The sequence below is a fragment of the Streptomyces sp. NPDC098101 genome (genome assembly GCF_044760185.1).
In the GTDB taxonomy this organism is placed as follows: Bacteria; Actinomycetota; Actinomycetes; order Streptomycetales; family Streptomycetaceae; genus Streptomyces.
Genome location: NZ_JBIWAS010000002.1, coordinates 108,132 through 130,439, shown reverse-complemented (window position 1 = coordinate 130,439; position 22,308 = coordinate 108,132). Strand labels below are relative to the sequence as shown.

General features: G+C 71.8%; 26 protein-coding genes, 1 tRNA gene and 2 riboswitches. Of the genes, 8 read left to right on the top strand and 19 right to left on the bottom strand.

The features are described from left to right. Positions 1-8 precede the first annotated feature (8 nt). A complete protein-coding gene (locus ACIQVI_RS07795; RefSeq protein WP_351969428.1) occupies positions 9-311 on the top strand; it encodes a hypothetical protein in 303 nt (100 codons plus the stop codon). A gap of 23 nt (positions 312-334) precedes the next feature. Here the strand turns inward: ACIQVI_RS07795 and ACIQVI_RS07790 are convergent, their stop codons facing one another. From ACIQVI_RS07790 to ACIQVI_RS07775, 4 genes are read right to left on the bottom strand one after another with little or no spacing between them, the layout of a single operon-like run. Beyond that, the gene (locus tag ACIQVI_RS07790; RefSeq protein ID WP_351969429.1) at positions 335-1,603 is read right to left on the bottom strand and encodes a DUF445 domain-containing protein; all 1,269 of its coding nucleotides are present in this window, start codon (positions 1,601-1,603) and stop codon (positions 335-337) included. A gap of 11 nt (positions 1,604-1,614) precedes the next feature. After that, a complete protein-coding gene (locus ACIQVI_RS07785; protein WP_351969430.1) occupies positions 1,615-2,604 on the bottom strand; it encodes an ATP-binding cassette domain-containing protein in 990 nt (329 codons plus the stop codon). A gap of 9 nt (positions 2,605-2,613) precedes the next feature. Continuing rightward, positions 2,614-3,561 (bottom strand): ABC transporter permease, encoded by a 948-nt coding sequence (locus tag ACIQVI_RS07780; protein ID WP_403592528.1) that lies wholly within the window; start codon positions 3,559-3,561, stop codon positions 2,614-2,616. Continuing rightward, positions 3,554-4,354 carry an ABC-2 family transporter protein gene (locus ACIQVI_RS07775; RefSeq protein WP_351969461.1) on the bottom strand — a complete coding sequence of 267 codons (801 nt, stop codon included), beginning with the start codon at positions 4,352-4,354 and terminating at the stop codon, positions 3,554-3,556. The genes ACIQVI_RS07780 and ACIQVI_RS07775 overlap by 8 nt, the downstream gene beginning before the upstream one ends. 148 nt (positions 4,355-4,502) lie before the next feature. On the opposite strand from ACIQVI_RS07775, the gene ACIQVI_RS07770 reads away from it, so the two are divergent. Beyond that, positions 4,503-6,830 (top strand): transglycosylase domain-containing protein, encoded by a 2,328-nt coding sequence (locus tag ACIQVI_RS07770; protein ID WP_403592526.1) that lies wholly within the window; start codon positions 4,503-4,505, stop codon positions 6,828-6,830. Here the strand turns inward: ACIQVI_RS07770 and ACIQVI_RS07765 are convergent. The 3 genes from ACIQVI_RS07765 to ACIQVI_RS07755 form a co-directional block, all read right to left on the bottom strand. Then, positions 6,824-7,144, bottom strand: coding sequence for a multidrug efflux SMR transporter (locus tag ACIQVI_RS07765; RefSeq protein WP_351969432.1), 321 nt, complete (start codon positions 7,142-7,144; stop codon positions 6,824-6,826). The two genes, ACIQVI_RS07770 and ACIQVI_RS07765, sit on opposite strands and share 7 nt — an antisense overlap. A 31-nt stretch (positions 7,145-7,175) precedes the next feature. Then, positions 7,176-7,249, bottom strand: a riboswitch (guanidine-III (ykkC-III) riboswitch). A gap of 45 nt (positions 7,250-7,294) precedes the next feature. Then, entirely contained in the window at positions 7,295-7,633 is a 339-nt protein-coding gene (locus ACIQVI_RS07760; protein WP_030210124.1) for a co-chaperone GroES, read from the bottom strand. Positions 7,634-7,716: 83 nt separating this feature from the next. Beyond that, entirely contained in the window at positions 7,717-8,037 is a 321-nt protein-coding gene (locus tag ACIQVI_RS07755) for a DUF3618 domain-containing protein (RefSeq protein ID WP_121829875.1), read from the bottom strand. Between the two features lie 141 nt (positions 8,038-8,178). Between ACIQVI_RS07755 and bcp the strand changes: the two genes are divergently transcribed. From bcp to ACIQVI_RS07740, 3 genes are all read left to right on the top strand, one after another. Beyond that, positions 8,179-8,652, top strand: coding sequence for a thioredoxin-dependent thiol peroxidase (gene bcp / locus ACIQVI_RS07750; protein ID WP_121829874.1), 474 nt, complete (start codon positions 8,179-8,181; stop codon positions 8,650-8,652). Positions 8,653-8,761: 109 nt separating this feature from the next. Then, positions 8,762-10,258 carry a glycine betaine/L-proline transporter ProP gene (gene proP / locus ACIQVI_RS07745; RefSeq protein ID WP_403592522.1) on the top strand — a complete coding sequence of 499 codons (1,497 nt, stop codon included), beginning with the start codon at positions 8,762-8,764 and terminating at the stop codon, positions 10,256-10,258. Between the two features lie 46 nt (positions 10,259-10,304). Beyond that, positions 10,305-10,388: transfer RNA gene (locus ACIQVI_RS07740), tRNA-Leu, on the top strand. Between the two features lie 55 nt (positions 10,389-10,443). Here ACIQVI_RS07740 and rdgB read toward each other — a convergent pair. From rdgB to ACIQVI_RS07720, 4 genes are all read right to left on the bottom strand, one after another. After that, positions 10,444-11,046 (bottom strand): RdgB/HAM1 family non-canonical purine NTP pyrophosphatase, encoded by a 603-nt coding sequence (gene rdgB / locus ACIQVI_RS07735; RefSeq protein ID WP_403592519.1) that lies wholly within the window; start codon positions 11,044-11,046, stop codon positions 10,444-10,446. Positions 11,047-11,081: 35 nt separating this feature from the next. Further along, on the bottom strand, positions 11,082-11,462 hold the full coding sequence (locus ACIQVI_RS07730; RefSeq protein ID WP_351969435.1) for a hypothetical protein: 381 nt from the start codon (positions 11,460-11,462) through the stop codon (positions 11,082-11,084). Between the two features lie 93 nt (positions 11,463-11,555). Beyond that, positions 11,556-12,287: a ribonuclease PH gene (gene rph / locus ACIQVI_RS07725; RefSeq protein ID WP_053645661.1), complete on the bottom strand. Its 732-nt coding sequence runs from the start codon at positions 12,285-12,287 to the stop codon at positions 11,556-11,558. An 88-nt stretch (positions 12,288-12,375) separates the two neighbouring features. Continuing rightward, positions 12,376-12,657, bottom strand: a complete 282-nt coding sequence (locus tag ACIQVI_RS07720; protein WP_276209138.1) for a PTS glucose/sucrose transporter subunit IIB — start codon at positions 12,655-12,657, stop codon at positions 12,376-12,378. A gap of 186 nt (positions 12,658-12,843) precedes the next feature. Between ACIQVI_RS07720 and ACIQVI_RS07715 the strand changes: the two genes are divergently transcribed. Continuing rightward, the gene (locus ACIQVI_RS07715; protein ID WP_351969436.1) at positions 12,844-14,142 is read left to right on the top strand and encodes a PTS transporter subunit EIIC; all 1,299 of its coding nucleotides are present in this window, start codon (positions 12,844-12,846) and stop codon (positions 14,140-14,142) included. Between the two features lie 253 nt (positions 14,143-14,395). Then, entirely contained in the window at positions 14,396-15,661 is a 1,266-nt protein-coding gene (locus tag ACIQVI_RS07710) for a PTS transporter subunit EIIC (protein WP_351969437.1), read from the top strand. A 116-nt stretch (positions 15,662-15,777) separates the two neighbouring features. Here the strand turns inward: ACIQVI_RS07710 and ACIQVI_RS07705 are convergent, their stop codons facing one another. Further along, complete coding sequence (locus tag ACIQVI_RS07705; protein WP_351969438.1) at positions 15,778-16,530, bottom strand: MBL fold metallo-hydrolase; 753 nt, start codon at positions 16,528-16,530, stop codon at positions 15,778-15,780. A gap of 201 nt (positions 16,531-16,731) precedes the next feature. Between ACIQVI_RS07705 and ACIQVI_RS07700 the strand changes: the two genes are divergently transcribed. Further along, complete coding sequence (locus tag ACIQVI_RS07700; RefSeq protein WP_403592514.1) at positions 16,732-17,247, top strand: type II toxin-antitoxin system PemK/MazF family toxin; 516 nt, start codon at positions 16,732-16,734, stop codon at positions 17,245-17,247. A gap of 16 nt (positions 17,248-17,263) precedes the next feature. Here ACIQVI_RS07700 and ACIQVI_RS07695 read toward each other — a convergent pair whose 3' ends face one another. The 7 genes from ACIQVI_RS07695 to ACIQVI_RS07665 form a co-directional block, all read right to left on the bottom strand. Beyond that, positions 17,264-18,214, bottom strand: a complete 951-nt coding sequence (locus tag ACIQVI_RS07695) for a cysteine synthase (RefSeq protein ID WP_351969440.1) — start codon at positions 18,212-18,214, stop codon at positions 17,264-17,266. 1 nt (position 18,215) lies between these two features. Beyond that, complete coding sequence (locus ACIQVI_RS07690; protein WP_121829863.1) at positions 18,216-18,494, bottom strand: MoaD/ThiS family protein; 279 nt, start codon at positions 18,492-18,494, stop codon at positions 18,216-18,218. Between the two features lie 105 nt (positions 18,495-18,599). After that, positions 18,600-18,737 carry a putative leader peptide gene (locus tag ACIQVI_RS07685; RefSeq protein ID WP_351969441.1) on the bottom strand — a complete coding sequence of 46 codons (138 nt, stop codon included), beginning with the start codon at positions 18,735-18,737 and terminating at the stop codon, positions 18,600-18,602. A 44-nt stretch (positions 18,738-18,781) separates the two neighbouring features. After that, positions 18,782-19,567, bottom strand: a complete 786-nt coding sequence (locus ACIQVI_RS07680; RefSeq protein WP_403592509.1) for an ABC transporter ATP-binding protein — start codon at positions 19,565-19,567, stop codon at positions 18,782-18,784. Between the two features lie 25 nt (positions 19,568-19,592). Further along, a complete protein-coding gene (locus tag ACIQVI_RS07675) occupies positions 19,593-20,687 on the bottom strand; it encodes an iron ABC transporter permease (RefSeq protein WP_351969443.1) in 1,095 nt (364 codons plus the stop codon). Continuing rightward, positions 20,684-21,658 carry an ABC transporter substrate-binding protein gene (locus ACIQVI_RS07670; protein WP_403592504.1) on the bottom strand — a complete coding sequence of 325 codons (975 nt, stop codon included), beginning with the start codon at positions 21,656-21,658 and terminating at the stop codon, positions 20,684-20,686. The genes ACIQVI_RS07675 and ACIQVI_RS07670 overlap by 4 nt, the downstream gene beginning before the upstream one ends. 59 nt (positions 21,659-21,717) lie before the next feature. Next, a riboswitch (cobalamin riboswitch) is annotated at positions 21,718-21,792 on the bottom strand. 31 nt (positions 21,793-21,823) lie between these two features. Continuing rightward, positions 21,824-22,252: a M67 family metallopeptidase gene (locus ACIQVI_RS07665; protein WP_351969445.1), complete on the bottom strand. Its 429-nt coding sequence runs from the start codon at positions 22,250-22,252 to the stop codon at positions 21,824-21,826. Positions 22,253-22,308 lie beyond the last annotated feature (56 nt).

Below are 22,308 nucleotides of genomic sequence, written 5' to 3'. Positions count from 1 at the left end.
GTGGCCCCATGCCCCGCATCCCCTCCCCCCTCACCGCCGCCGCCGGCCTCGTCGGTGGGTATGCCGTCGCGCGGTGGACCAAGAAGCGGCCGCTCGGTGGGGTCGTGCTCGCCGTGGCCGGTGGGGTGGCCGCGCGGGAGTGGCAGCGGGTGGGCGGGGCGAAGGCGTCCGTGGGGCTGACGTCCGCCTATGTCGCCGCGTTCGCCGGGTCGCACCCGCTCGCGAAGAAGGTCGGGGCCTGGCCCGCCGTGTTCTCCGTGGCCGGGGCCGTCGCCGCCGCCTCCTGGGCCGTCACCCGCGACAAGGGCTGAGGCCGGACCACGGAGAAGGGGGCTCAGCCCCCCAACCCGTGGCTCACCGTATAGATCAGCAAGCCCGCCAACGCCCCCACCACCGTCCCGTTGATCCGGATGAACTGCAGGTCGCGGCCGATGTTCGCCTCGATCTTCTTCGAGGTCTGGGTGGCGTCCCAGCTCGCGACCGTGTCCGTGATCAGGGACGTGATCTCGTCGCGGTAGGTGGTGACGAGGTACGCCGCCGCGTCCTCCGCCCAGCCGTCGACCTTCGCCTGGAGGCGGGCGTCCGAGGAGAGGCGGCGGCCCAGGGAGATGAGGGAGGCGCGGGCGCGCAGGCGGAGCTGGCTGTGGTCGTCCTCGGCCGCCGCGATGATCAGGGAGCGGACCGACGCCCAGGCGGAGGCGATGACGTCCTGGACCTCCGGGCGGGCGAGCAGGTCCGACTTCAGGCGCTCGACGCGGACCCGGGTGTCCGTGTCCGACTGGAGCTCGACCGCGAAGTCCGCCAGGAAGCGGTCGATCGCCCCGCGCGCCGGATGCCCCGGCATGTCCCGCATCTCCGTGACGAAGCGGAGCAGCTCCTTGTAGACGCGCTCGCCGATCCGCTTGTCCACGAAGCGCGGGGTCCAGCCCGGCGCCCCGCCCTGGACCGCGTCCATCACCGAGTCCCCGTGGGTGACCAGCCAGTCGTGGGCCCGGGTGCAGACCAGGTCCACCGCCCGGCGGTGCGCCCCGTCGTCGACCACCTTCTCCAGCGTCTTGCCCAGGGGCGGCGCGATCTCCACCGCCTCCGCCCGCCGGGTGATCGCCTCCCCCACCACCGCCTGCACGTCCGAGTCCCGCAGCACCGTCAGCGCGCCCCGCAGGGCCGTGGACAGCTCCGCGACCACCCGGTCGGCGTGCGCCGGGTCCGCCAGCCAGGCGCCCAGGCGGCCGCCGATGCCCAGGGCGGTCAGCCGGCCCCGTACGACGTCGGCGGAGAGGAAGTTCTCGCCGACGAAGGTGCCGAGCGACGTGCCCAGCTGGTCCTTCTTCTTCGGGATGATCGCCGTGTGCGGGATCGGCAGCCCCAGCGGGTGCCGGAAGAGGGCCGTCACCGCGAACCAGTCCGCGAGCGCGCCCACCATGCCCGCCTCCGCCGCGGCCGCGACGTACCCCGCCCAGGCTCCCGCCCCGGAGTTCCGCGCCCACGTCGCCAGGGCGTAGACCACCGCCACGAGGAGCAGCAGGGACGTCGCCAGCGCCTTCATGCGCCGGACGCCCCTGCTCTTCTCCTCGTCCGCGGCCGTGTACGAGAAACTCACCATGCGTCGACCTCCTACCTCAGGGACTCCCGGCGCTCCTCCCGAGTTCCCCCGTACATCTTCGCGATCACCGCCTCGATGTCCGGTTCCCGCACCGACAGGTCGACGAGCGGATGCGCGGCCGCCACCGCGGCGACCAGCGGGGCCGCCGATCCCGTCGCCGGGAAGGCGAGCCACTGGCGGGGTCCCTCCGCCCGTACGAAGCGGGCTCCGGGCACGTCGATCGGGGGCAGTTCGCGCTCCAGGTCCACCACCAGGAGCCGCTCGCTCTCGCCGACGGCGTGCAGGCCGGACAGTTCGCCGTCGTACATCAGGCGTCCGTGGTCGATGACCATCACCCGGGAGCAGAGCTGCTCGATGTCGGTCAGGTCGTGGGTGGTCAGGAGGACCGTCGTGCCCCGCTCGCCGTTCAGCTCGCGCAGGAACTCCCGCACCTTCGCCTTCGAGACCACGTCCAGGCCGATCGTCGGCTCGTCCAGGTACAGCACCTCGGGGTCGTGCAGCAGGGCCGCCGCGATGTCGCCGCGCATCCGCTGGCCGAGCGAGAGCTGCCGCACCGGCACGTCGAGGAGTTCCCCCAGGTCCAGGAGGTCCACGCAGCGGTCGAGGTTCTCGCGGTAGCGGGCGTCGGGGATCCGGTACATGCGGTGCATCAGCTTGTACGAGTCCCTCAGCGGCAGGTCCCACCAGAGGGTGGTCCGCTGTCCGAAGACCACCCCGATCCGCTGGGCCAGGCGGGTGCGCTCGCGGGACGGGTCGATGCCCGCGACCCGCAGCCGGCCGCCGCTGGGGGTGAGGATGCCGGTCAGCATCTTGATGGTGGTGGACTTCCCGGCCCCGTTGGGGCCGATGTAGCCGACCATCTCGCCGCGCTCCACCCCGAACGAGATCCCGTCGACCGCCCGGACCTCCCGTTTCTCCCGGCGGACCAGGCCCGCCTTGCGGCGGACCGTGAAGGTCTTCTCCACCCCGTCCAGGTGGATGAAGGGTTCGGTGGACGACATCCGGAGTCCTCAGCTTCCCGTCGATCGGTACGAGCGGATCCCGGCCCGCCAGGCGAGGCCCGCGACCCCGCAGCAGACGAGCGCCACCGGGGGCGCCGCGAACGCCGCCCAGTCCGGCACCCCCGCCGGGGCCGGCCGGCCGAGCACGTACAGGGCGGGCAGCCAGCTCACGAACGCCAGCGGCACCACGTAGACGACGCCCCGCACCAGCTCCTGCGCGAAGATCGACGGCGGGTACTGGAGGAGCGTGTTCCCGCCGTACGTGAAGGCGTTCGTGACCTCGGCCGCGTCCTGGAGCCAGAAGAGCGCGGACGCGCCGATCACCATCACCGCGCCGAAGATCACCGCCCCGCAGACCACCGTCACCGGCAGCAGCGCGACCTTCACCGGCGTCCAGTCCACGTCGAGCAGGAGCAGGCTCCAGACCAGGACGAGCAGCGCCTGCGCGACCCGGCCGAAGCGGCGCAGCGCGAACTTGTCCGCCGCGACCTGGGCGAGCAGCGGCGCCGGGCGCATCAGGAAGACGTCGAGCGAGCCGTCCCTGACCCGCCTCCCCATCCGCTGGAGCGAGCCCATCGTCAGGTCCGCGAGCCCGAAGGCGGTGCCGGCCGTCCCGTACAGGAAGGCGACCTCCGCGAAGGAGAAGCCGCCGAGCCCCTTCACCTGACCGAACATCAGGAGGATGACGACGAAGTCGAAGAAGGTGACGCAGAAGCTGTTGACGAGCGTCAGGGCGAAGGAGAACCGGTACGCCATGGTGGAGCGGATCCACATGGCCGCGACCATCCGGTAGGTGCGGAGGGAGTCGCCCAGGACGCCGGACGCGCGGGACGCCCCGCCGGGGAAGCCGGGTGCGCGGGGCGTTTCGCCGGGGGAGCCGGTCGCGTCGGACGCCTCGCCGGGAGAGCCGGTCGCGCCGGACGCCTCGCCGGGGAAGCCGGTCGCCGTCTCAGCCACCCTGCACCACCACCTTCCGCGTCGCCATCGCCTGCGCCACCCGGCCCGCGCCGAGCAGCGCCAGGGCCCAGCAGCCCTGGAAGGCGTACGCCCCCGCCAGCTCCCAGCCCGCGTACCGGCCCAGGTAGACGTCGGCCGGGACCTGGAGGAGGGAGGCCCAGGGCAGGATCCGGGCGACCTCGCCGAGGGCGCCCGGGAAGACGTTCAGCGGGAGCAGCATCCCGGAGAAGAACAGGCCTCCCAGCCAGGCCATCTGCATCACGCCCTGGCCGTCGAGCAGCCAGAACGCGCTCATCGCCACCAGGTACCAGAGCGCGAAGCCGACCACCGAGCCCAGGACCACCGCGAGCAGGAACGCCGCCCAGCCGCCGGGCCCGGACGGCAGGGTGAAGCCGAAGACGAGCGCGCCGAGCGCCATCGGGGCGACGCCCCGGCCGAGGAGCTGGAAGCCGGCCCGGCCCGCGTTGGCCGAGAACCACCAGGCCTGGAGGTCGGCGGGGCGGTAGAGGTCGACGGCGATGTCACCGGTCCTGATCCGCTCCATCAGCTCCTCCTCGAAGCCGCCGCCCATCAGGCCGCAGACGGTGAGCAGGGCCTGCCCGATCCACACGTAGGCGAGGGCGTCGTCCATGGAGTAGCCGCCGAGGTGCGGCCGTTCGTCCCAGAGGGCGATGTACGTGTAGGAGAGGACGAGGCCGAAGACGCTGTTGGTGAAGACGCCCGCCACCGTCGCCACCCGGTAGGTGGCGTAGCGCCGGAAACCGCCCGCGGCCACCGTCGCGTACAGCCGCAGCATGGGGTCCCTTTCCGGGGGTGGACGGAGGCGAAGCGCACGACCTTAGCGGGGGCGCGGTGTCCGGCGCGACCCGTTTTCGCGTCACATGCGAGATATTCGAGTCGCGTTCGGGACTTTTCGGCCATTGCGGGCAATATGGGATGCCATGTCCCCTTCCTCGTCCCCTCCTCCCGGTACGAGCCCGGGCACGGGCCCCGGCACGGGCTCCCGTACGAGCCCCGGCACCGGCCCCGGTACGGGCCCCGGCTCCGGCCCGAGCGGCACCCCCCGGACGTCCCGCCCGGGCTGGGAGCCGAGGGATCCCACCCTGCCTCCGCCCGGACGGGCGACGGCCCCCGCGCCCCGCAGGCGCCACCGCCGCCGGGGCCCCTTCCGGCGCCTCCTGCGCGGCCTCTTCGGCACCCTGCTGCTCGGCGCCCTGCTCCTCGCCGGCGCCCTCACCGCCGGATACCTCCTGGTGAAGGTCCCGCCCGCCAACGCCGCCGCCGTCGCCCAGTCCAACGTCTACCTCTACCGGGACGGCACCCCCCTCGCCCGCGACGGCGAGGTCAACCGCGAGAGCGTCCGGCTCGACCGGATCCCGCTCACCCTCCAGCGGGCCGTCCTCGCCGCCGAGGAACGCGACTTCGCCACCTCCCGGGCCGTCGACCCCAAGGCGATGGTCCGCGCCGCCTGGAACACCGCCACCGGCAAGGGCCGCCAGTCCGGCTCCACCATCACCCAGCAGTACGTCAAGAACTACTACCTGGGCCAGGAGCAGACCCTCAGCCGCAAGGCGAAGGAGTTCTTCATCGCGATCAGGCTCGGCCGCGAGAAGAGCAAGGCCGAGATCCTCCAGGGCTACCTGAACACCAGCTACTTCGGACGGAACGCGTACGGCGTGCAGGCCGCCGCCCGCGCCTACTACGGCAAGGACGTCGAGCAGCTCGACACCGCCGAGGGCGCCTACCTCGCCTCCCTCCTCAAGGCCCCCAGCGCCTACGACGTCACCACCCACCCCGAGAACCGCGCCAAGGCCGTCGCCCGCTGGCACTACGTCCTCGACGGCATGGTCACCGAGGGCTGGCTGAGCCGGGCCGACCGCGCCGCCGCCCGCTTCCCCGACCCGCAGACCGCACGCGCCGTCACCGCCCTGTCCGGACAGCGCGGTTACGTCGTCCAGGCCGTCGAGGAGTACCTGACCGGGCGCGGGATCGTCGACGAGAAGACCCTCGCCGGCGGCGGCTTCCGGATCACCACCACCCTGGAGCCCGCCAAGCAGGAGGCCCTCGCCGGGGCCGTCGAGGACCGGGTCGTCTCCCGGCTCGACCCGGACCGCAACCCCGCCGACCGCTTCGTGCGCGTCGGGGCCGCGGCCGTCGACCCGGCGAACGGCGAGGTCCTCGCCCTGTACGGCGGGATCGACTACACCCGGCAGTACGTCAACAACGCCACCCGCCGCGACTACCAGGTCGGCTCCACCTTCAAGCCCTTCGTCTTCACGGCGGCCGTCCAGAACGGCGCGCAGACCCAGCGCGGCCGCCCCATCACCCCGTACACGCTGTACGACGGCACCAACCGGCGCCCGGTGGAGGGCTGGAACGGCGGTCCGTACGACCCCGCCAACGAGGACGACGCGAGCTACGGCGAGATCCCCGTCGGCACCGCCACCGATCTGTCGGTGAACGCCGTGTACGCCCAGATGGCCGTCGACGTCGGCCCCGCGCACGTGCGCCGGACCGCGATCTCCCTCGGCCTGCCCGGCACCACCCCCGACCTCACCGCCTCCCCCTCCATCGCGCTCGGCGCGGCCACCGCCAGCGTCCTGGACATGGCCACGGCGTACGCGACGCTCGCCGCCCACGGCAGGCTCGGCGCGTACACCCTGGTCCAGGGCGTCACCCGGGGCGGCGAACGGCTGGAACTGCCGGCCCTCCGGCCCCGGCAGGCGGTGAGCCGGGAGGCCGCCGACACCACCACGTCGATCCTCAGGAGCGTCGTCGAGGCGGGCACCGGAACGGCCGCGCAGGCCGCGGGCCGCCCGGCGGCCGGCAAGACGGGCACGGCGGAGGACGACAAGGCCGCCTGGTTCGCGGGCTACACCCCGGACCTCGCGACGGTGGTCGCGCTGATGGGCCAGGACCCCGAGACGGGACACCAGGAACCGCTGTACGGCGCGCTCGGCTCGCCCCGGGTCGCCGGGGGCGGGGAACCCGCCGAGATCTGGGGCCGGTTCACCCGGGAGGCCCTCGCGGGGACGCCCCCGAGGGAGTTCGAACTCCGGCTGATGCCGGGGGCCGAGCCCGAGGCGCCGCCGTCCGCGTCACCGGCGCCGACGGCGAGCGCGGACGGACCGGAGGAGTACGTGACCGGGGAGGCGGGACCGGAGGCGGCCCCGGCCCGGAACGGCGGTCCCGAGCCCGGCGCCGCCTTCCCCGCCCCCCGTACCGCCGAACGGGTCGCGCCGCCCGGCGACCGGCGGGGCGGTCAGTGACCCGAGGTCGCCTTCAGGCCCACCACGGCCACGAGCAGCAGACAGACGAAGAAGATGCGGGCGGCGGTCGCCGGCTCCCCCAGGACCACCATGCCGAACACCGCCGCGCCGGCCGCCCCGATGCCGACCCACACGCCGTACGCCGTACCGATCGGCAGGGTCTTGGCGGCCTGCGAGAGCAGCAGCATGGAGGCGACGATCCCGGCGCCGGTGAACACGCTCGGCCAGAGCCGGGTGAAGCCCTCGGTGTACTTCATCCCGATCGACCAGGCGACTTCCAGCAGACCGGCGACGACGAGAAGGATCCAGGCCATGACGGCACCTCCGTGAGACGGAACAACAAGGGGTGCGTCGTCTTGTCGTGAACCCGGTACGGCGCGTCTCGTCGGGGTCCTTCCAGGCTAGCAAAGAAAGGGCGAGGGCCCCGGTGACCATGGTCACCGGGGCCCTCGCACAGGCCCGGCCTACAGATAGAGCCCGGTCGAGTCGGACGTCCCCTGGAACCGGTCCGCCGCCACCGCGTGCAGGTCGCGCTCCCGCATCAGGACGTACGCGACGCCCCGCACCTCGACCTCGGCGCGGTCCTCGGGGTCGTACAGGACCCGGTCGCCGGTCTCGACCGTACGGACGTTCTGGCCGATCGCGACCACTTCGGCCCAGGCGAGGCGACGGCCTACGGCGGCGGTCGCCGGGATCAGGATGCCGCCGCCGGAACGCCGCTCCCCCTCCGGGGAGTCGGTACGGACCAGGACCCGGTCGTGGAGCATCCGGATGGGCAGCTTGTCGTGCGTGTTCTCGCTCACGGGGTGAACCTACCCGCCCGGGCGTGTCGCCCGTGCACGGAACCCTTGCGCGGACGCCGCACCACCGGGGGCGCCGGCAGCCGTCACCCCTTGCCCTTGCGGCCGGCGACGGCGATCAGCCCGACGACCGCGACGACCGCCAGCGCCGCCGGCACCACGCGCTCCAGACGGGGCGCGCCGTCCGCGTGGGTGAAGCGGGCCTTCACGTCCGAGACGACCCGGTTGACGGCGACGAAGGCGCGGCCGGCGGTCTGGTCGACCGTCGAGGCCACCTTCGCCTTCGCGTCCCCGATGATCGTCTTCGGGTGCACCCGAATGCCGATCTCGTCGAGAGTGACGGCGAGCTGCTCGCGTCGGCGGACGATGTCCGCCTCGATCTGCGCAGGGGTCCTGGCGTCCGACACCGCACTGCCTCCGTAGTCGTGATCGCCGTGATCGTCGTGATCCGGTCGTTGACGGACAGTCTGTCAGCTCCGCCGCCGAAGGGTCGCCCCAGACCCCCATTAGGCTCTGCACGCGTACGCGAACGTTTCCCGAGGAGAGCCATGAGCGAGCGACTGCAGCCCGGCGACACCGCCCCCGCCTTCACCCTTCCCGACGCGGACGGCAACGAGGTCTCCCTCGCGGACCACCGGGGACGCAAGGTCATCGTCTACTTCTACCCCGCCGCCCTCACCCCCGGCTGCACCAAGCAGGCCTGCGACTTCACCGACAACCTGGAGCTGCTCGCGGGCGCCGGGTACGACGTCATCGGCGTGTCGCCGGACAAGCCGGAGAAGCTGGCGAAGTTCCGCGAGAAGGAAGACCTGAAGGTCACCCTGGTCGGCGACCCGGAGAAGAAGGTCCTGGAGGCGTACGGCGCCTTCGGCGAGAAGAAGCTGTACGGCAAGACGGTGACGGGCGTCATCCGCTCCACCGTGGTCGTCGACGAGGAGGGCAAGGTCGAGCGCGCCCTCTACAACGTGAAGGCCACCGGCCACGTCGCCAAGATCATCCGGGACCTGGGCGTCGAGGCCTGACGCACCCGGAGAATGTGACGGGGATCGCACTCCGGACGATCCCCGTTTGCGATCGGCACGACCGCGCAGAAGAGCCTCTTGTGTGTTTCCGGAGAGAGGACGAACGGTCATGCCGGCCACCGATCACGACCCCGCGGCCGACCCCGGGGCCCTGAGACGCCACCCCCGGCTCTTCCGGGCCGTCAACCGGCGCAAGCAGCCCAGGCTGCGGCGGACCGACATCACGGTGACGGACGAGGCGGCGGTCAGGCGGGCCGTGAAGGCGGCCTCGCTCGGCAACGCCATGGAGTGGTTCGACTTCGGCATCTACGCCTATCTCGCCGTCACTCTCGGACACGTCTTCTTCCCGTCCGGGAACGACACCGTCCAGCTCCTGTCGTCGTTCGCGACGTTCGCGGTCGCCTTCCTGGTCCGCCCGCTCGGCGGCATGTTCTTCGGCCCGATGGGCGACCGGCTCGGCCGCAAGAAGGTCCTCGCGCTGACGATGATCCTGATGGCGGTCGGCACCTTCGCGATCGGCCTGATCCCGTCGTACGCCTCCATCGGCTTCTGGGCGCCGGTCCTCCTGATCTGCTTCCGGATGCTCCAGGGCTTCTCGACGGGCGGCGAGTACGGCGGGGCCTCGACCTTCATCGCCGAGTACGCGCCCGACCGGCGCCGGGGCTACTTCGGCAGCTTCCTGGAGTTCGGCACCCTGGCGGGGTACGTCGGCGCGGCCGGCCTGGTGACGGCGCTCACCGCGTGGCTCGGCTCCGACACGATGGAGGCCTGGGGCTGGCGCGTGCCGTTCCTGGTGGCGGGGCCGCTGGGCCTGGTCGGCCTCTACCTGCGGATGCGGCTCGACGAGACGCCGGCCTTCCAGCGCCTGGAGTCCGACGCGGCGCACCCGTCGGAGGCGGCGGACGCGGTGGAGACCACGACCAAGGGCGACCTGGCGAAGATCTTCCGGCGGCAGTGGCCGATGCTGCTGCTGTGCGTGGCGCTCGTGGGCGCGTACAACATCGCCGTCTACATGGTCCTCTCCTACATGCCGACGTACCTCTCGGACGAACTCGGCTACAGCGAGACGCACGGCCTCCTGATCCTGCTCCTGCTGATGGTCCTCATGATGCTGGTCATCACCCGGGTGGGCAGGCTGAACGACCGCTTCGGCCGCAAGCCGGTCCTGATGGCGGGCATGTCGGGCTTCCTCTTCCTCTCCCTCCCGGCGTTCCTGCTGATCGGCCAGGGCGGGATCCCCGCGATCGCGGCGGGCATGGTGATGCTCGGCCTGTCCCTGGTCTGCCTGCTCGCCACCATGTCGGCGGCGCTCCCGGCCCTCTTCCCGACGGACGTCCGCTACGGCGCCCTCTCCGTCGGCTACAACCTCTCCACCTCCCTCTTCGGCGGCACCACCCCCCTCGTGATCACCGCCCTGATCGGCGCGACCGGGAACAACCTGATGCCCGCGTACTACGCGATGGGCGCGGCCCTCGTCGGCGTCATCGCCGTCGCCTGCATGAAGGAAACCGCCCAACAGCCCCTGGAGGGCTCGCCCCCGTCGGTGGAGACCCACGAGGAGGCGGCGGAAATGGTGATGGCCAGGGCGCCGGAGCCGAAGTTCTGACGCCCCTGCCCCCGGTGGCCCGGCGGCCACTACGATGGTCGCGCGAGCGGCCGTGGTGGAATTGGCAGTCACGCTGGGTTTAGGTCCCAGTGGGGTAACACCCGTGAGGGTTCGAGTCCCTCCGGCCGCACGGTTCAGAAAAGGACCGCCCTTCGGGGCGGTCCTTTTCGGTGTCCGGAGGCGGCTCAGCCCAGCAGCTCCCGCACCACCGGTACCAGCGCCCGGAACGCCTTGCCGCGGTGGCTGATCGCGTTCTTCTCGGACGGGGTCAGTTCCGCGCAGGTGACGGTGTGGCCCTCGGGCTGGAGGATCGGGTCGTAGCCGAAGCCGTTGGTGCCGGCGGGGGTGTGGCGGAGGGTGCCCGGCATGGTGCCCTCGACGACGCGTTCCGTGCCGTCCGGGAGGGCGAGGGCGGCGGCGCAGGCGAAGTGGGCGGCGCGGTGTTCGTCGGCGATGTCGGAGAGCTGGGCCAGGAGCAGGTCCAGGTTGGCGCGGTCGTCGCCGTGGGTGCCGGACCAGCGGGCGGAGAAGATGCCGGGGGCGCCGTTGAGGACGTCGACGCAGAGGCCGGAGTCGTCGGCGACGGCGGGGAGGCCGGTGGCGCGGGCGAGGGCGTGGGCCTTGAGGAGGGCGTTCTCCGCGAAGGTGACGCCGGTCTCCTTGACGTCGGGCACCTCCGGGTACGCGTCCGCGCCGACGAGTTCGAGGTCGAGGCCCGCGTCGGCGAGGATCGCGTGGAGTTCGGTGATCTTGCCCGCGTTGCGGGTGGCGAGGATCAGACGGGTCATGTCCTCGATTATCCCGGGGCCGTCGGCCCGGTCGGTCAGCCCGGGGTGCAGACCTTCGTGACCTCGCCCGCCGCGTTGGTGATGGGGGTGATGTCCGGGGTGGTGTCGCCGTTCTTGACCGCCGTGCGGACGGAGTCGACGCCCTTGTTCAGGTCGTCGACGGCCTTGGAGAGGTCCGCGTTGTCGGTGGTGTTCTTGAGGTTGCCCAGTTCGGTGGAGATCGAGGTCAGGGCCTCCTCGATCTGGGTGGGGTCGTTCGAGGCGTTGGAGACGGCCTGCTGGAGGTTGCTCACCGAGGTGGCTATCGCGTCGGCGGTCTTGACGCAGTCCATGGCGGTGTCGAGGGCCGCGCAGCCGCTCAGGACGGTGGTGAGCGTGGCGGCCGTGGCCACGGCGAGTGCGAGACGGCGCTTCAAGGTGGGTCCTCCCCCTGGTGGGACGGGTGGGCGCGCGGATCGTCTCCGCGCGCCCGTTGTCCGTCAGGACGCCGTGGCACCCCGGAGGGTTCCTCAGAGGGTTCCTTCGAGGGCCTTGCGCTGGAGTTCGGCCAGGTCGGCGCAGCCGCCGGAGGCGAGGTCGAGGAGGGCGTTGAGCTCCTTGCGGTCGAAGGGCTCGGCCTCGGCGGTGCCCTGGACCTCGACGAAGCGGCCGTCGCCGGTGCAGACGACGTTCATGTCGGTGTCGGCGCGGACGTCCTCCTCGTAGCAGAGGTCGAGGAGGGGGACGCCGTCGACGATGCCGACGGAGACGGCGGCGACGGTGCCGGTGAGGGGCTTGCGGCCGGCCTTCACCAGCTTCTTGGACTGCGCCCAGGCGACGGCGTCGGCGAGGGCGACGTACGCGCCGGTGATGGCGGCGGTGCGGGTGCCGCCGTCGGCCTGGAGGACGTCGCAGTCGAGGACGATCGTGTTCTCGCCGAGCGCCTTGTAGTCGATGACGGCGCGCAGGGAGCGGCCGATCAGGCGGGAGATCTCGTGGGTGCGGCCGCCGATCTTGCCGCGGACGGACTCGCGGTCGCCGCGGGTGTTGGTGGAGCGGGGCAGCATGGAGTACTCCCCGGTGACCCAGCCCTCGCCGCTGCCCTTGCGCCAGCGCGGGACGCCCTCGGTGACGGAGGCGGTGCAGAAGACCTTGGTGTCGCCGAAGGAGATGAGGACGGAGCCCTCGGCGTGCTTGCTCCATCCGCGTTCGATGGTGACGGGGCGGAGCTGTTCGGGGGTACGGCCGTCGATGCGAGACATGGGAGGAGCGTATCGGGATACGGCGAGGGGCCCGTTCCCCTGCCGGAACGGGCCCCGCCGACGCGAGCCGGGCGCTCGCATCAGGTCCTCACATCAGGTCTTCGATCTCCGCGGCGATCGGGTCCGCGTCGGTGCCGATGACGACCTGGATGGCGGTGCCCATCTTCACGACGCCGTGGGCGCCGGCGGCCTTCAGGGCGGCCTCGTCGACGAGGCCGGGGTCCACGACCTCGGTGCGCAGGCGGGTGATGCAGCCTTCGACCTCTTCGATGTTCTTGATGCCGCCGAGCCCGGCGACGATCTTCTCAGCCTTGGTGGCCATGCGTTTCTCCCTGTCGTTCCGTTCGCGAGGACGCGAATCCCGGCGCACCTGCGGTCCGCTTTGCCACGGTAACCCACGGTTGGCCCAACTTCGCGAGCGAGTGCCGCCGTTCTGCCGAATGATGACGATCACCGGCGGCCTGTCCTCAGCGGGCTCCCGGAGCCTACCGCAACTGGTCTACACCAGTGTGCAACGAGACGCGCACCCGGCTTGTTCCGGGCAGGGAGGACGCCGATGAGTACCGACAGCGCCGCGGCCGCGCCGAAGAAGTCCTGGGGCAGCGGTCTCTTCCAGGGCCTCCAGAAGATGGGCCGCAGCCTCCAGCTCCCCATCGCCGTCCTGCCGGCCGCCGGCATCATCAACCGGCTCGGGCAGCCGGACGTCTTCGGCGCCGACGGCCTCGGCTGGGACAACGTCGCCAAGGTGATGGCGGGCGCGGGCGGCGCGCTGCTCGACGGCAGCCTCGGTCTGCCGCTGCTGTTCTGCATCGGCGTCGCCATCGGCATGGCGAAGAAGGCGGACGGCTCGACGGCGCTCGCGGCCGTGGTCGGCTTCCTCGTCTACTACACGGTGCTCCGCCAGTTCCCGAAGGACTGCGCCGAGGGCACGCGGGACATCGGGGGCGGCTGCCTGGGCGCGGACGACGCCTTCGCCGGGTACACGTACCAGAACCCCGGCGTCTTCGGCGGCATCCTGATGGGCCTGTTCACCGCGTACCTGTGGCAGCGCTACCACCGGAAGAAGCTGGTCGACTGGCTGGGCTTCTTCAACGGCCGCCGCCTGGTCCCGATCATCATGACGTTCGTGGCGATCGCGTTCGCCGCGCTCTGCCTGTGGATCTGGCCGCCGATCGGCGACGCCCTGGAGAGCTTCAGCGACTGGCTGGTCGGGCTCGGGGCCTGGGGCTCGGGCATCTTCGGCGTGGCGAACCGGGCGCTCCTCGTCATCGGCCTCCACCAGTTCCTCAACGTGCCGATCTGGTTCCAGTTCGGCACGTACACGAAGCCGGACGGCACGGTGGTCCACGGCGACATCCCGATGTTCCTGGCGGGCGACCCGAACGCCGGCCAGTTCCTGACGGGCTTCTTCCCGATCATGATGTTCGCGCTGCCGGCCGCGGCGCTCGCGATCACCCACTGCGCCAAGCCGCACCGGCGCAAGGAGGTCGGCGGTCTGATGCTGTCGGTGGCCCTGACCTCGTTCGTCACCGGCATCACCGAGCCGCTGGAGTACTCGTTCCTCTTCATCGCCCCGGTGCTGTACGCGATCCACGCGGTGCTCACCGGCGTCTCGATGGCCGTGACCTGGGCGCTCGGCGTGAAGGACGGCTTCAGCTTCTCGGCCGGTCTGATCGACTACGTGATCAACTGGAACCTCGCGACGAAACCGTGGCTGATCATCCCGATCGGCCTGGCCTTCGCGGTGGTGTACTACGTGATCTTCCGGTTCGCGATCACCAAGTTCAACCTCCCGACGCCCGGCCGCGAGCCGGACGAGGTGGAGGAGGAGATGGAGCGCGACAACGTGAAGTGAGCCCGTCGCGCCCCCTCGGCGGGACGCTCCCAGGCCCCCGGACCCCACGGTCCGGGGGCCTTTCCGCGTCCGCTACGGAGCGTGTCCGAACGGGTGAGAATTCACAGGTTCCTTATCTAAGTCGCGCGTGCTAAAACTGGTCTACACCACTCATTGGTGTAGACCACGCGGTCCAGACCACCGCGTTCCACGAGACGCCGCCGTCACCCCCTTTCACTTCTCTGGCGGCGCCTTGCCTTACTGGAGGAAGTTGATGAGTACGGCCACCGCCCCGGCCGCCGCTCCCGCCAAGAAGCGCGGATCCGGCCTGTTCCAGGGCCTGCAGAAGGTCGGTCGCAGCCTGCAGCTGCCGATCGCCGTCCTGCCGGCCGCGGGTATCCTGCTCCGTCTCGGCCAGCCCGACGTGTTCGGCAAGGACGGACTGGGCTGGGACAAGGTCGCCTCCGTGTTCGCCACGGCCGGTGACGCTGTCTTCTCGAACCTGCCCCTGCTGTTCTGCATCGGCGTCGCCATCGGCTTCGCCAAGAAGGCCGACGGCTCGACCGCCCTCGCCGCCCTCGTCGGCTTCCTGGTCTACAGCAACGTCCTCAAGGCGTTCCCGGTCACCGAGGCCGTCGTCAACACCACCGCCAACAAGGGTGTCGACGTCGCCGCGACCTACAACAACCCGGGTGTCCTCGGCGGCATCATCATGGGTCTGATCGCCGCCGTCCTGTGGCAGAAGTTCCACCGCACCAAGCTGGTCGACTGGCTGGGCTTCTTCAACGGCCGCCGTCTCGTCCCGATCATCATGGCCTTCGTCGGCACCCTCGTCGGCGTGGTCTTCGGTCTGGTCTGGGAGCCCATCGGCAACGGCATCTCCAGCTTCGGCGAGTGGATGACCGGCCTCGGCGCCACCGGCGCCGGCCTCTTCGGCCTCATCAACCGCGCGCTGATCCCGGTCGGGATGCACCAGTTCGTGAACACCGTCTCCTGGTTCCAGATCGGTGACTTCACCAACGCGGCCGGCGAGGTCGTCCACGGTGACCTGAACCGCTTCTTCGCCGGTGACCCGAGCGCCGGAATCTTCATGTCGGGCTTCTTCCCGATCATGATGTTCGGCCTCCCGGCCGCCGCCCTCGCCATCGCGCACTCCGCCCGCCCGGAGCGCCGCAAGGCCGTCATGGGCATGATGCTCTCGCTCGCGCTGACCTCCTTCGTCACCGGCATCACGGAGCCGATCGAGTTCACCTTCATGTTCATCGCGCCGCTCCTGTACGCGATCCACGCGGTCCTCACCGCCATATCCATGGCCGTGACCTGGGCGCTCGGCGTCCACGCGGGCTTCACCTTCTCCGCGGGCTTCATCGACTACGCGCTGAACTGGAACCTCGCGACCAAGCCGTGGCTGATCATCCCGATCGGTCTCGTCTTCGCGGCGGTCTACTACGTGGTCTTCCGCTTCGCGATCACCAAGTTCAACCTCCCCACCCCGGGCCGCGAGCCCGAGGAGGAGATCGAGGACCTCACCAAGGCGTGAGTCCCGCCCCGTACGACGGGAAGGCCCCGGAACCGTCCAGGTTCCGGGGCCTTCCCCTTGTCCGTAAGCGTCCGTAAGCGTCCGTACGCGTCCGTCCGCGTGTCCGTACCGCGTGCTCAGACCTCGTACACCGCGCCCGATCTCGCCAGCTCCGACGGCCCCGCGTACACCTCGCGCGCGTCCGCCAGGTTCCGCTCGCCGTCCGTCCACGGCGGGATGTGGGTGAGGACGAGGCGGCCCACCCCGGCGCGGGCCGCCTGGGCGCCGGCCTCGCGGCCGTTGAGGTGGAGGTCCGGGATGTCCTCCTTGCCGTGGGTGAAGGAGGCCTCGCAGAGGAAGAGGTCGGTGCCCTCGGCCAGCTCGTGCAGCGCCTCGCAGGTGCCGGTGTCCCCGGAGTACGTGAGGGAGCGGCCGCCGTGCTCGACCCGGATGCCGTACGCCTCGACCGGATGGCACACCTTCTCCGTGCGGACGGAGAACGGGCCGAGCTCGAAGCCGCCCGACTTCAGCGTGTGGAAGTCGAAGACCTCGCCCATCGCGGTGGGCGACGGCGTGTCCGCGTACGCCGTGGTCAGCCGCTGCTCGGCGCCCTCGGGCGCGAAGACGGGGATCGCGTCGCAGCGCCCGCCCTCGTGCCGGTAGTAGCGGGCGACGAAGTACCCGCACATGTCGATGCAGTGGTCGGCGTGCAGATGGCTGAGGAAGATCGCGTCGAGGTCGTACAGACCGATGTGGCGCTGCAACTCGCCCAGGGCGCCGTTGCCCATGTCGAGGAGCAGCCGGAAGCCGTCGGCCTCGACGAGGTAGCTCGAACAGGCCGAGTCCGCGGACGGGAACGACCCCGAGCAGCCGACGACGGTGAGCTTCATGGAGCGTGAACCTCCGTGGACGGGTGCGGGAATGCGCAAGGGGAGGGGAGGCTGTGCGGTCTGTCGAGCGTAAGGCGCACCGGGGCCCGTCGCTCCTTCGCGGTGGCCGGTTGTGGGCGAACTCACGGGCTCTGTCACCGGTTCGGATGGATGCCGACCCGCCACGGCGCAGGGAACCGCGCGCCGGTACCGTCGTGAGGTATGGACACGTCGTGGTGGCCCGCGCTCGTCGCGGTCGTGGTGCTCGCGCTGGTGGTGGCGGTCGTCGACGGGTGGAAGCGGTCGCCGCGCCGGCCCTCCTCCCGGCGCCCTCCGGAGCGGTCCCGTCCGCCGGGGCGAACCCGGCCTCCGGCCCGGCCGTCCGCACGCCCGTCCGCGCGGCCGTCGGAGCCGCGGAAGGCCGGCCGGGGGCCGAAGGCCGGTGAGATCTGGTGGGCGGACGTGCCCTTCGAGGACGGGCCCGGGTCCAAGGACCGGCCCTGTCTGGTGCTCGCGGTGCGCGGGAGCGGCGCGCTCGTCGCCAAGATCACCAGCAAGCACCACGAGGAACGGCCCGGGGTGATCGCGCTGCCGCCGGGGACGGTGGGCGACGCGCGGGGGCGGTCCAGCTTCCTGGAGACGGACGAGCTGCGGACCGTGCCGGTGGCGGACTTCCGGCGGCGGGTGGGAGAGGTGGACCCGGCCCTGTGGGACCGGGTCCGTCATCTCGCGCGCTGAGGACTGCGGGAGCGGCTCAGGCCCAGAGCTGGCCCTGGACCGTCTCGATGGCCTCTTCGGTCGTCGCGGCCGTGTAGAGGCCGGTCGAGAGGTACTTCCAGCCGCCGTCGGCGACGACGAAGGCGATGTCGGCGCTCTCCCCCGCCTTGACCGCCTTGTTGCCGACGCCGATGGCCGCGTGCAGGGCCGCGCCGGTGGAGACGCCCGCGAAGATGCCCTCCTGCTGCAGGAGTTCGCGGGTGCGGGTGACGGCGTCGGCGGAGCCGACGGAGAAGCGGGTGGTGAGGACGGAGGCGTCGTACAGCTCCGGCACGAAGCCCTCGTCGAGGTTGCGCAGGCCGTAGACGAGGTCGTCGTAGCGCGGCTCGGCGGCCACGATCTTCACGTCGGGCTTGTGCTCGCGCAGGTAGCGGCCGACGCCCATCAGGGTCCCGGTGGTGCCGAGCCCGGCCACGAAGTGGGTGATCGAGGGCAGGTCGGCAAGGATCTCGGGGCCCGTGCCGGCGTAGTGCGCACCGGCGTTGTCGGGGTTCCCGTACTGGTACAGCATCACCCAGGACGGGTTCTCGGCGGAGAGCTCCTTGGCGACGCGCACCGCCGTGTTGGACCCGCCCGCCGCGGGGGACGAGACGATCTCCGCGCCCCACATGGCCAGCAGCTGGCGCCGCTCCTCGCTGGTGTTCTCGGGCATGACGCAGACGATGCGGTAGCCCTTGAGCCTGGCGGCCATGGCGAGGGAGATGCCGGTGTTGCCGCTGGTCGGCTCCAGGATGGTGCAGCCGGGGGTGAGCCGGCCGTCCTTCTCCGCCTGCTCGATCATGTGGAGCGCGGGGCGGTCCTTGACCGAGCCGGTGGGGTTGCGGTCCTCCAGCTTCGCCCAGATCCGGACGTCGTCCGAGGGCGAGAGCCGGGGGAGGCGGACCAGGGGCGTGTTGCCGACCGCCGCCAGCGGGGAGTCGTAGCGCATGTCAGACCATGCCGCCGGCCACGGCCGGGAGGATCGTGACGCTGTCGCCGTCGGAGAGCTTGGTGTCGATGCCGTCGAGGAAGCGCACGTCCTCGTCGTTCAGGTAGACGTTGACGAAGCGGCGGAGCTTGTCGCCGTCGACGATGCGGGCCTCGATCCCGGCGTGGCGGGTCTCCAGGTCGGCGAAGAGCTCGGCGAGGGTCCCACCGCTGGCCTCGACGGCCTTGGCGCCGTCGGTGTAGGTGCGGAGGATGGTCGGGATGCGGACCTCGATGGCCATGGCGTGGGCTCCTGTCGGAAGTGGCGTGATGGGCGCGCGCTGCGGGGGCCCCGCGCGGAGGGGATCGTACGGTGAGGGGCGCCCGGCCGGTCGCCGCCGGTCGCTTCAGAGCGCGGCGCGGGCCGGGCGTGCCGCTGTTCCGCTCGTACAGATCGCGCTGGCGAGGCGGCCCAGGTCGACGTGCAGGCGTGCTACGAGCATGACGGCGCTCGGAGTCTCTTCGCTCACGTCGTGGGAAACCATGGGCTCATCGTATCGATTCCCGGTCCGGGTTCCGGAATGTGATCTCACATGGTGGATGGTTCCTGACCGACTGCCGGACCGTGCAGGTAGACGACGGTCGGAGTGCCGGTCCTGGGGTGCGGGACGACCTCCGCGTCCACGCCGTAGACGGCGTCGAGGAGGGCGGGGGTGAGGACCTCGGCGGGGGTGCCGCCGGTGACGACCCGGCCCCGCTCCAGGACGTAGAGCCGGTCGCAGTACGCCCCCGCCAGGTTGAGGTCGTGCAGGGCGAGCAGGTTGGTGGTGCCCAGGGTGCGGACGAGGGCGAGGACGTCGAGCTGGTGGCGGATGTCCAGGTGGTTGGTGGGCTCGTCGAGGACGAGCAGGGCCGGTTCCTGGACGAGGGCGCGGGCGACCAGGGCGCGCTGGCGCTCGCCGCCGGAGAGCGTGGGGTACGCGCGGTCGGCGAAGCCCGCGAGGCCGACGCGGGCGAGGGCCGCGTCGGCGTGCGCGCGGTCGGGGGCGGTGTCGCCCTCCCAGAAGCGCTTGTGCGGGGAGCGGCCGAGGGCGACCAGTTCGCGGACGGTGAGCTCGAAGTCGGTGCCGGTGTCCTGGGGGACGGTGGCGACGCGGCGGGCGCGGGCCTTGGGGCCGAGGGCGCGCAGGTCGTCGCCGTCGAGGAGGGCGCGTCCGGCGGTGGGGGCGAGGGTGCCGTAGACGCAGCGCAGGAGGGTGGTCTTGCCGCTGCCGTTGGGGCCGATGAGGCCGACGGTCTCGCCGGGGCGGACGGTGAGGTCGACGGAGCGGAGGCGGTCCTCGTACGCGAGGCCCTCCAGGCGCAGTTCGGTCACGAGGGGTCCTCCGGGCGGGGTTCGGTCACAGGGGCGCTCCTTCGGGGCGTCGGCGCATCAGCCAGAGGAAGAACGGGCCGCCGACGAGGGCGGTGAGGACGCCGACGGGGAGGTCCTGGGGCGCGATGAGGGTCCGGGCGCCGAGGTCGGCGAGGACCAGGGCGACCGCGCCGCCGAGCGCGGCGACGGGCAGCAGGCGGCGGTGTGGGGCGCCGACGGCGAAGCGGGCGGCGTGCGGGGCCATGAGGCCGATGAAGCCGACGGCCCCGCTCGCGGAGACCATGACGGCGGTGACGAGGGAGACGAGGACGAAGACGGCGGCGCGGAAGCGGGCGGTGTCGAGGCCGAGGACGGTGGCGTCCTCCTCGCCGACGAGGAGCAGGTCGAGCGGGCGGGCCAGGGCGAGCAGGACGCCGAGGCCGAGGACCAGGACGGCGGCGGGCAGGACGAGGGTGTCCCAGCGGGCGCTGCCGAGGCCGCCGAGGGACCAGTACAGCGCCTCGCGGAAGTGCTCGGGCCGGCCGCCGGCGGCCAGGATCAGGGTGGTGAGGGCGGAGAGGATGTACGAGACGGCGACGCCGGCGAGGACGAGCCGGGGGCCGGTCATGGTGCCGCCGCGCCGGGCGAGTCCGTAGACGAGGACGAGGGAGACCAGGGCTCCGGCGAAGGCCCCGGCGGGCAGGGCGAGGGTGGTGGTGACCCCTCCCCCGATGCCGACGACGAGGACGAGGACGGCTCCGGCGGAGGCGCCGGAGGAGATCCCGAGGAGGAAGGGGTCGGCGAGCCGGTTGCGGACGAGGGCCTGGAGGACGGTGCCGACGACGGCGAGCCCGGCGCCGACGACGACGCCGAGCAGCAGCCGGGGCAGCCGTACGTCGAGGACGATCGTCCGGTACGGGGAGGGCCCGGCCCGCCCGGTCAGGGCGTCGATGACCTGGCCGGGCGGGATGCGGACGGAGCCGAGGGCGAGGGAGGCGAGGCAGGCGGCGGCCAGGGCGAGCAGGAGCCCGGCGACGACGGCCGGGGTGCGCAGCCGTCCGGCCGGGGGCCGGGGGCGCGGGACCCGCGCCGGAACGGCCCGCTTCTCCGTGGTGCCGGGGGCGCGGGTCCCGGTGCTCATCGGGCGGCGGGGTGGAGCTGGGCGGCCAGCTTGTCGACGGCGGCGGGGACGCGGACGCCGAGGACCGCGTCGGAGAGGGGCATCACGGCGAACCGGCGGTTCTTGATCGCGGGGACGTCCTTGAGGGCGGGGTCCTCCAGGAGCCGCTTCTTCTTCTGCTCGACGGTGGTGGAGCCGTAGTCGTAGATGACGACGACCTCGGGCTTGCGGGCGACGACCTGTTCCCAGGTGGCGTCGCCGAAGGCCTTGTCGACGTCGGCGAAGACGTTGCGGCCGCCGGCGCGGGTGATCAGTTCGTTGCCGATGCCCTTGCCGCCGGCGGTGAAGGCGGTCTTGTCGCCGCTGTCGTAGACGAAGACGGAGACGGGCGGGAGGTCCTTGAGGCGCTTCTCGTTGGCGGCGACGGTGGCGCGGGCCCCGGCGATCCACTTCTCGGCGCGGTCGGGGACGCCGAAGGTGCGGCCGACCTCGGTCACCTCCTGGTAGAGGTCGTCGACGGAGGTCTTGCCGGAGGGGCAGTACTCGGTGTTGAGGCGGGTGGATATGCCCGCCTTCTTCAGGTCGTCGCGGCTGCGGCCGTCCTTGGCGTCGAAGGCGGAGGCGTAACCGCCGTAGACGAAGTCGGGGTTGGCGGCGAGCAGGGCCTCCTTGGAGGGGTACTCCTTGGCGAGGACCGGGACGGAGTCGTAGGCCTTCTTGTAGGCGGGCAGGACCTCGTCGTCGAGGTAGGCGGTGCCGACGAGGGACTTCTCCAGGCCGAGGGCGATCATGATCTCGGTGACGTGCTGGTTCATGGTGACCGCGCGCTTCGGCGGGGCCTGGAAGGTGGTCTTCACGCCGCAGTTGGTGACGGTGTACGGGAATCCCGGCGCGGCCTTCGCCGCGGGCGTCTGCTCCGCGGGGGCCGAGCAGCCGGCGAGCAGGGGGACGAGGGCGGCTGCGGGCAGCAGGACGCGGCGGGGCCAGGACATGGGGGTGTGCCTCCTCCGGGGATTTCCACGTCCCCGTTCGGTGGTGGGAGGCGGCAGGCCAGTTCCTGGCTCCCGGCGTCCTGGGGACGCCGGTCACAGTGGCGGGACCGTGCCGGATTCGCACCGGCTTCCTGGGCCCTGCCGCCCGGGTTCCGGGTCAGTGTCTCAGGCGTCGTACGCCGCGACGACCTCGACCTCTTCCTCGGTGACGACGCCCTCGACGATGGTGAAGGAGCGGAACTGGAAGGGGCCCGCGCCGTCGGTGTCGGCGGTGGAGACGAGGACGTAGTGGGCGTGCGGCTCGTTGGCGTACGTGATGTCCGTGCGGGACGGGTAGGCCTCGGTCGCGGTGTGCGAGTGGTAGACGATCACGGGCTCCTCGTCCCGGTCGTCCATCTCCCGGTAGAGCTTGAGCAGGTCCGCCGAGTCGAACTCGTAGAAGGTGGGCGAGCGGGCGGCGTTGAGCATGGGGACGAACCGCTCGGGGCGGCCGCTGCCGGCCGGGCCCGCGACCACGCCGCAGGCCTCGTCCGGGTGGTCGGCGCGGGCGTGTTCCACGATCTGGTCGTACAGGGCCCGGGTGATGGTCAGCATGGCGACAGGATAGACAGACGGGCCCTCCCGTACCGAGGGGTGGTACGGGAGGGCCC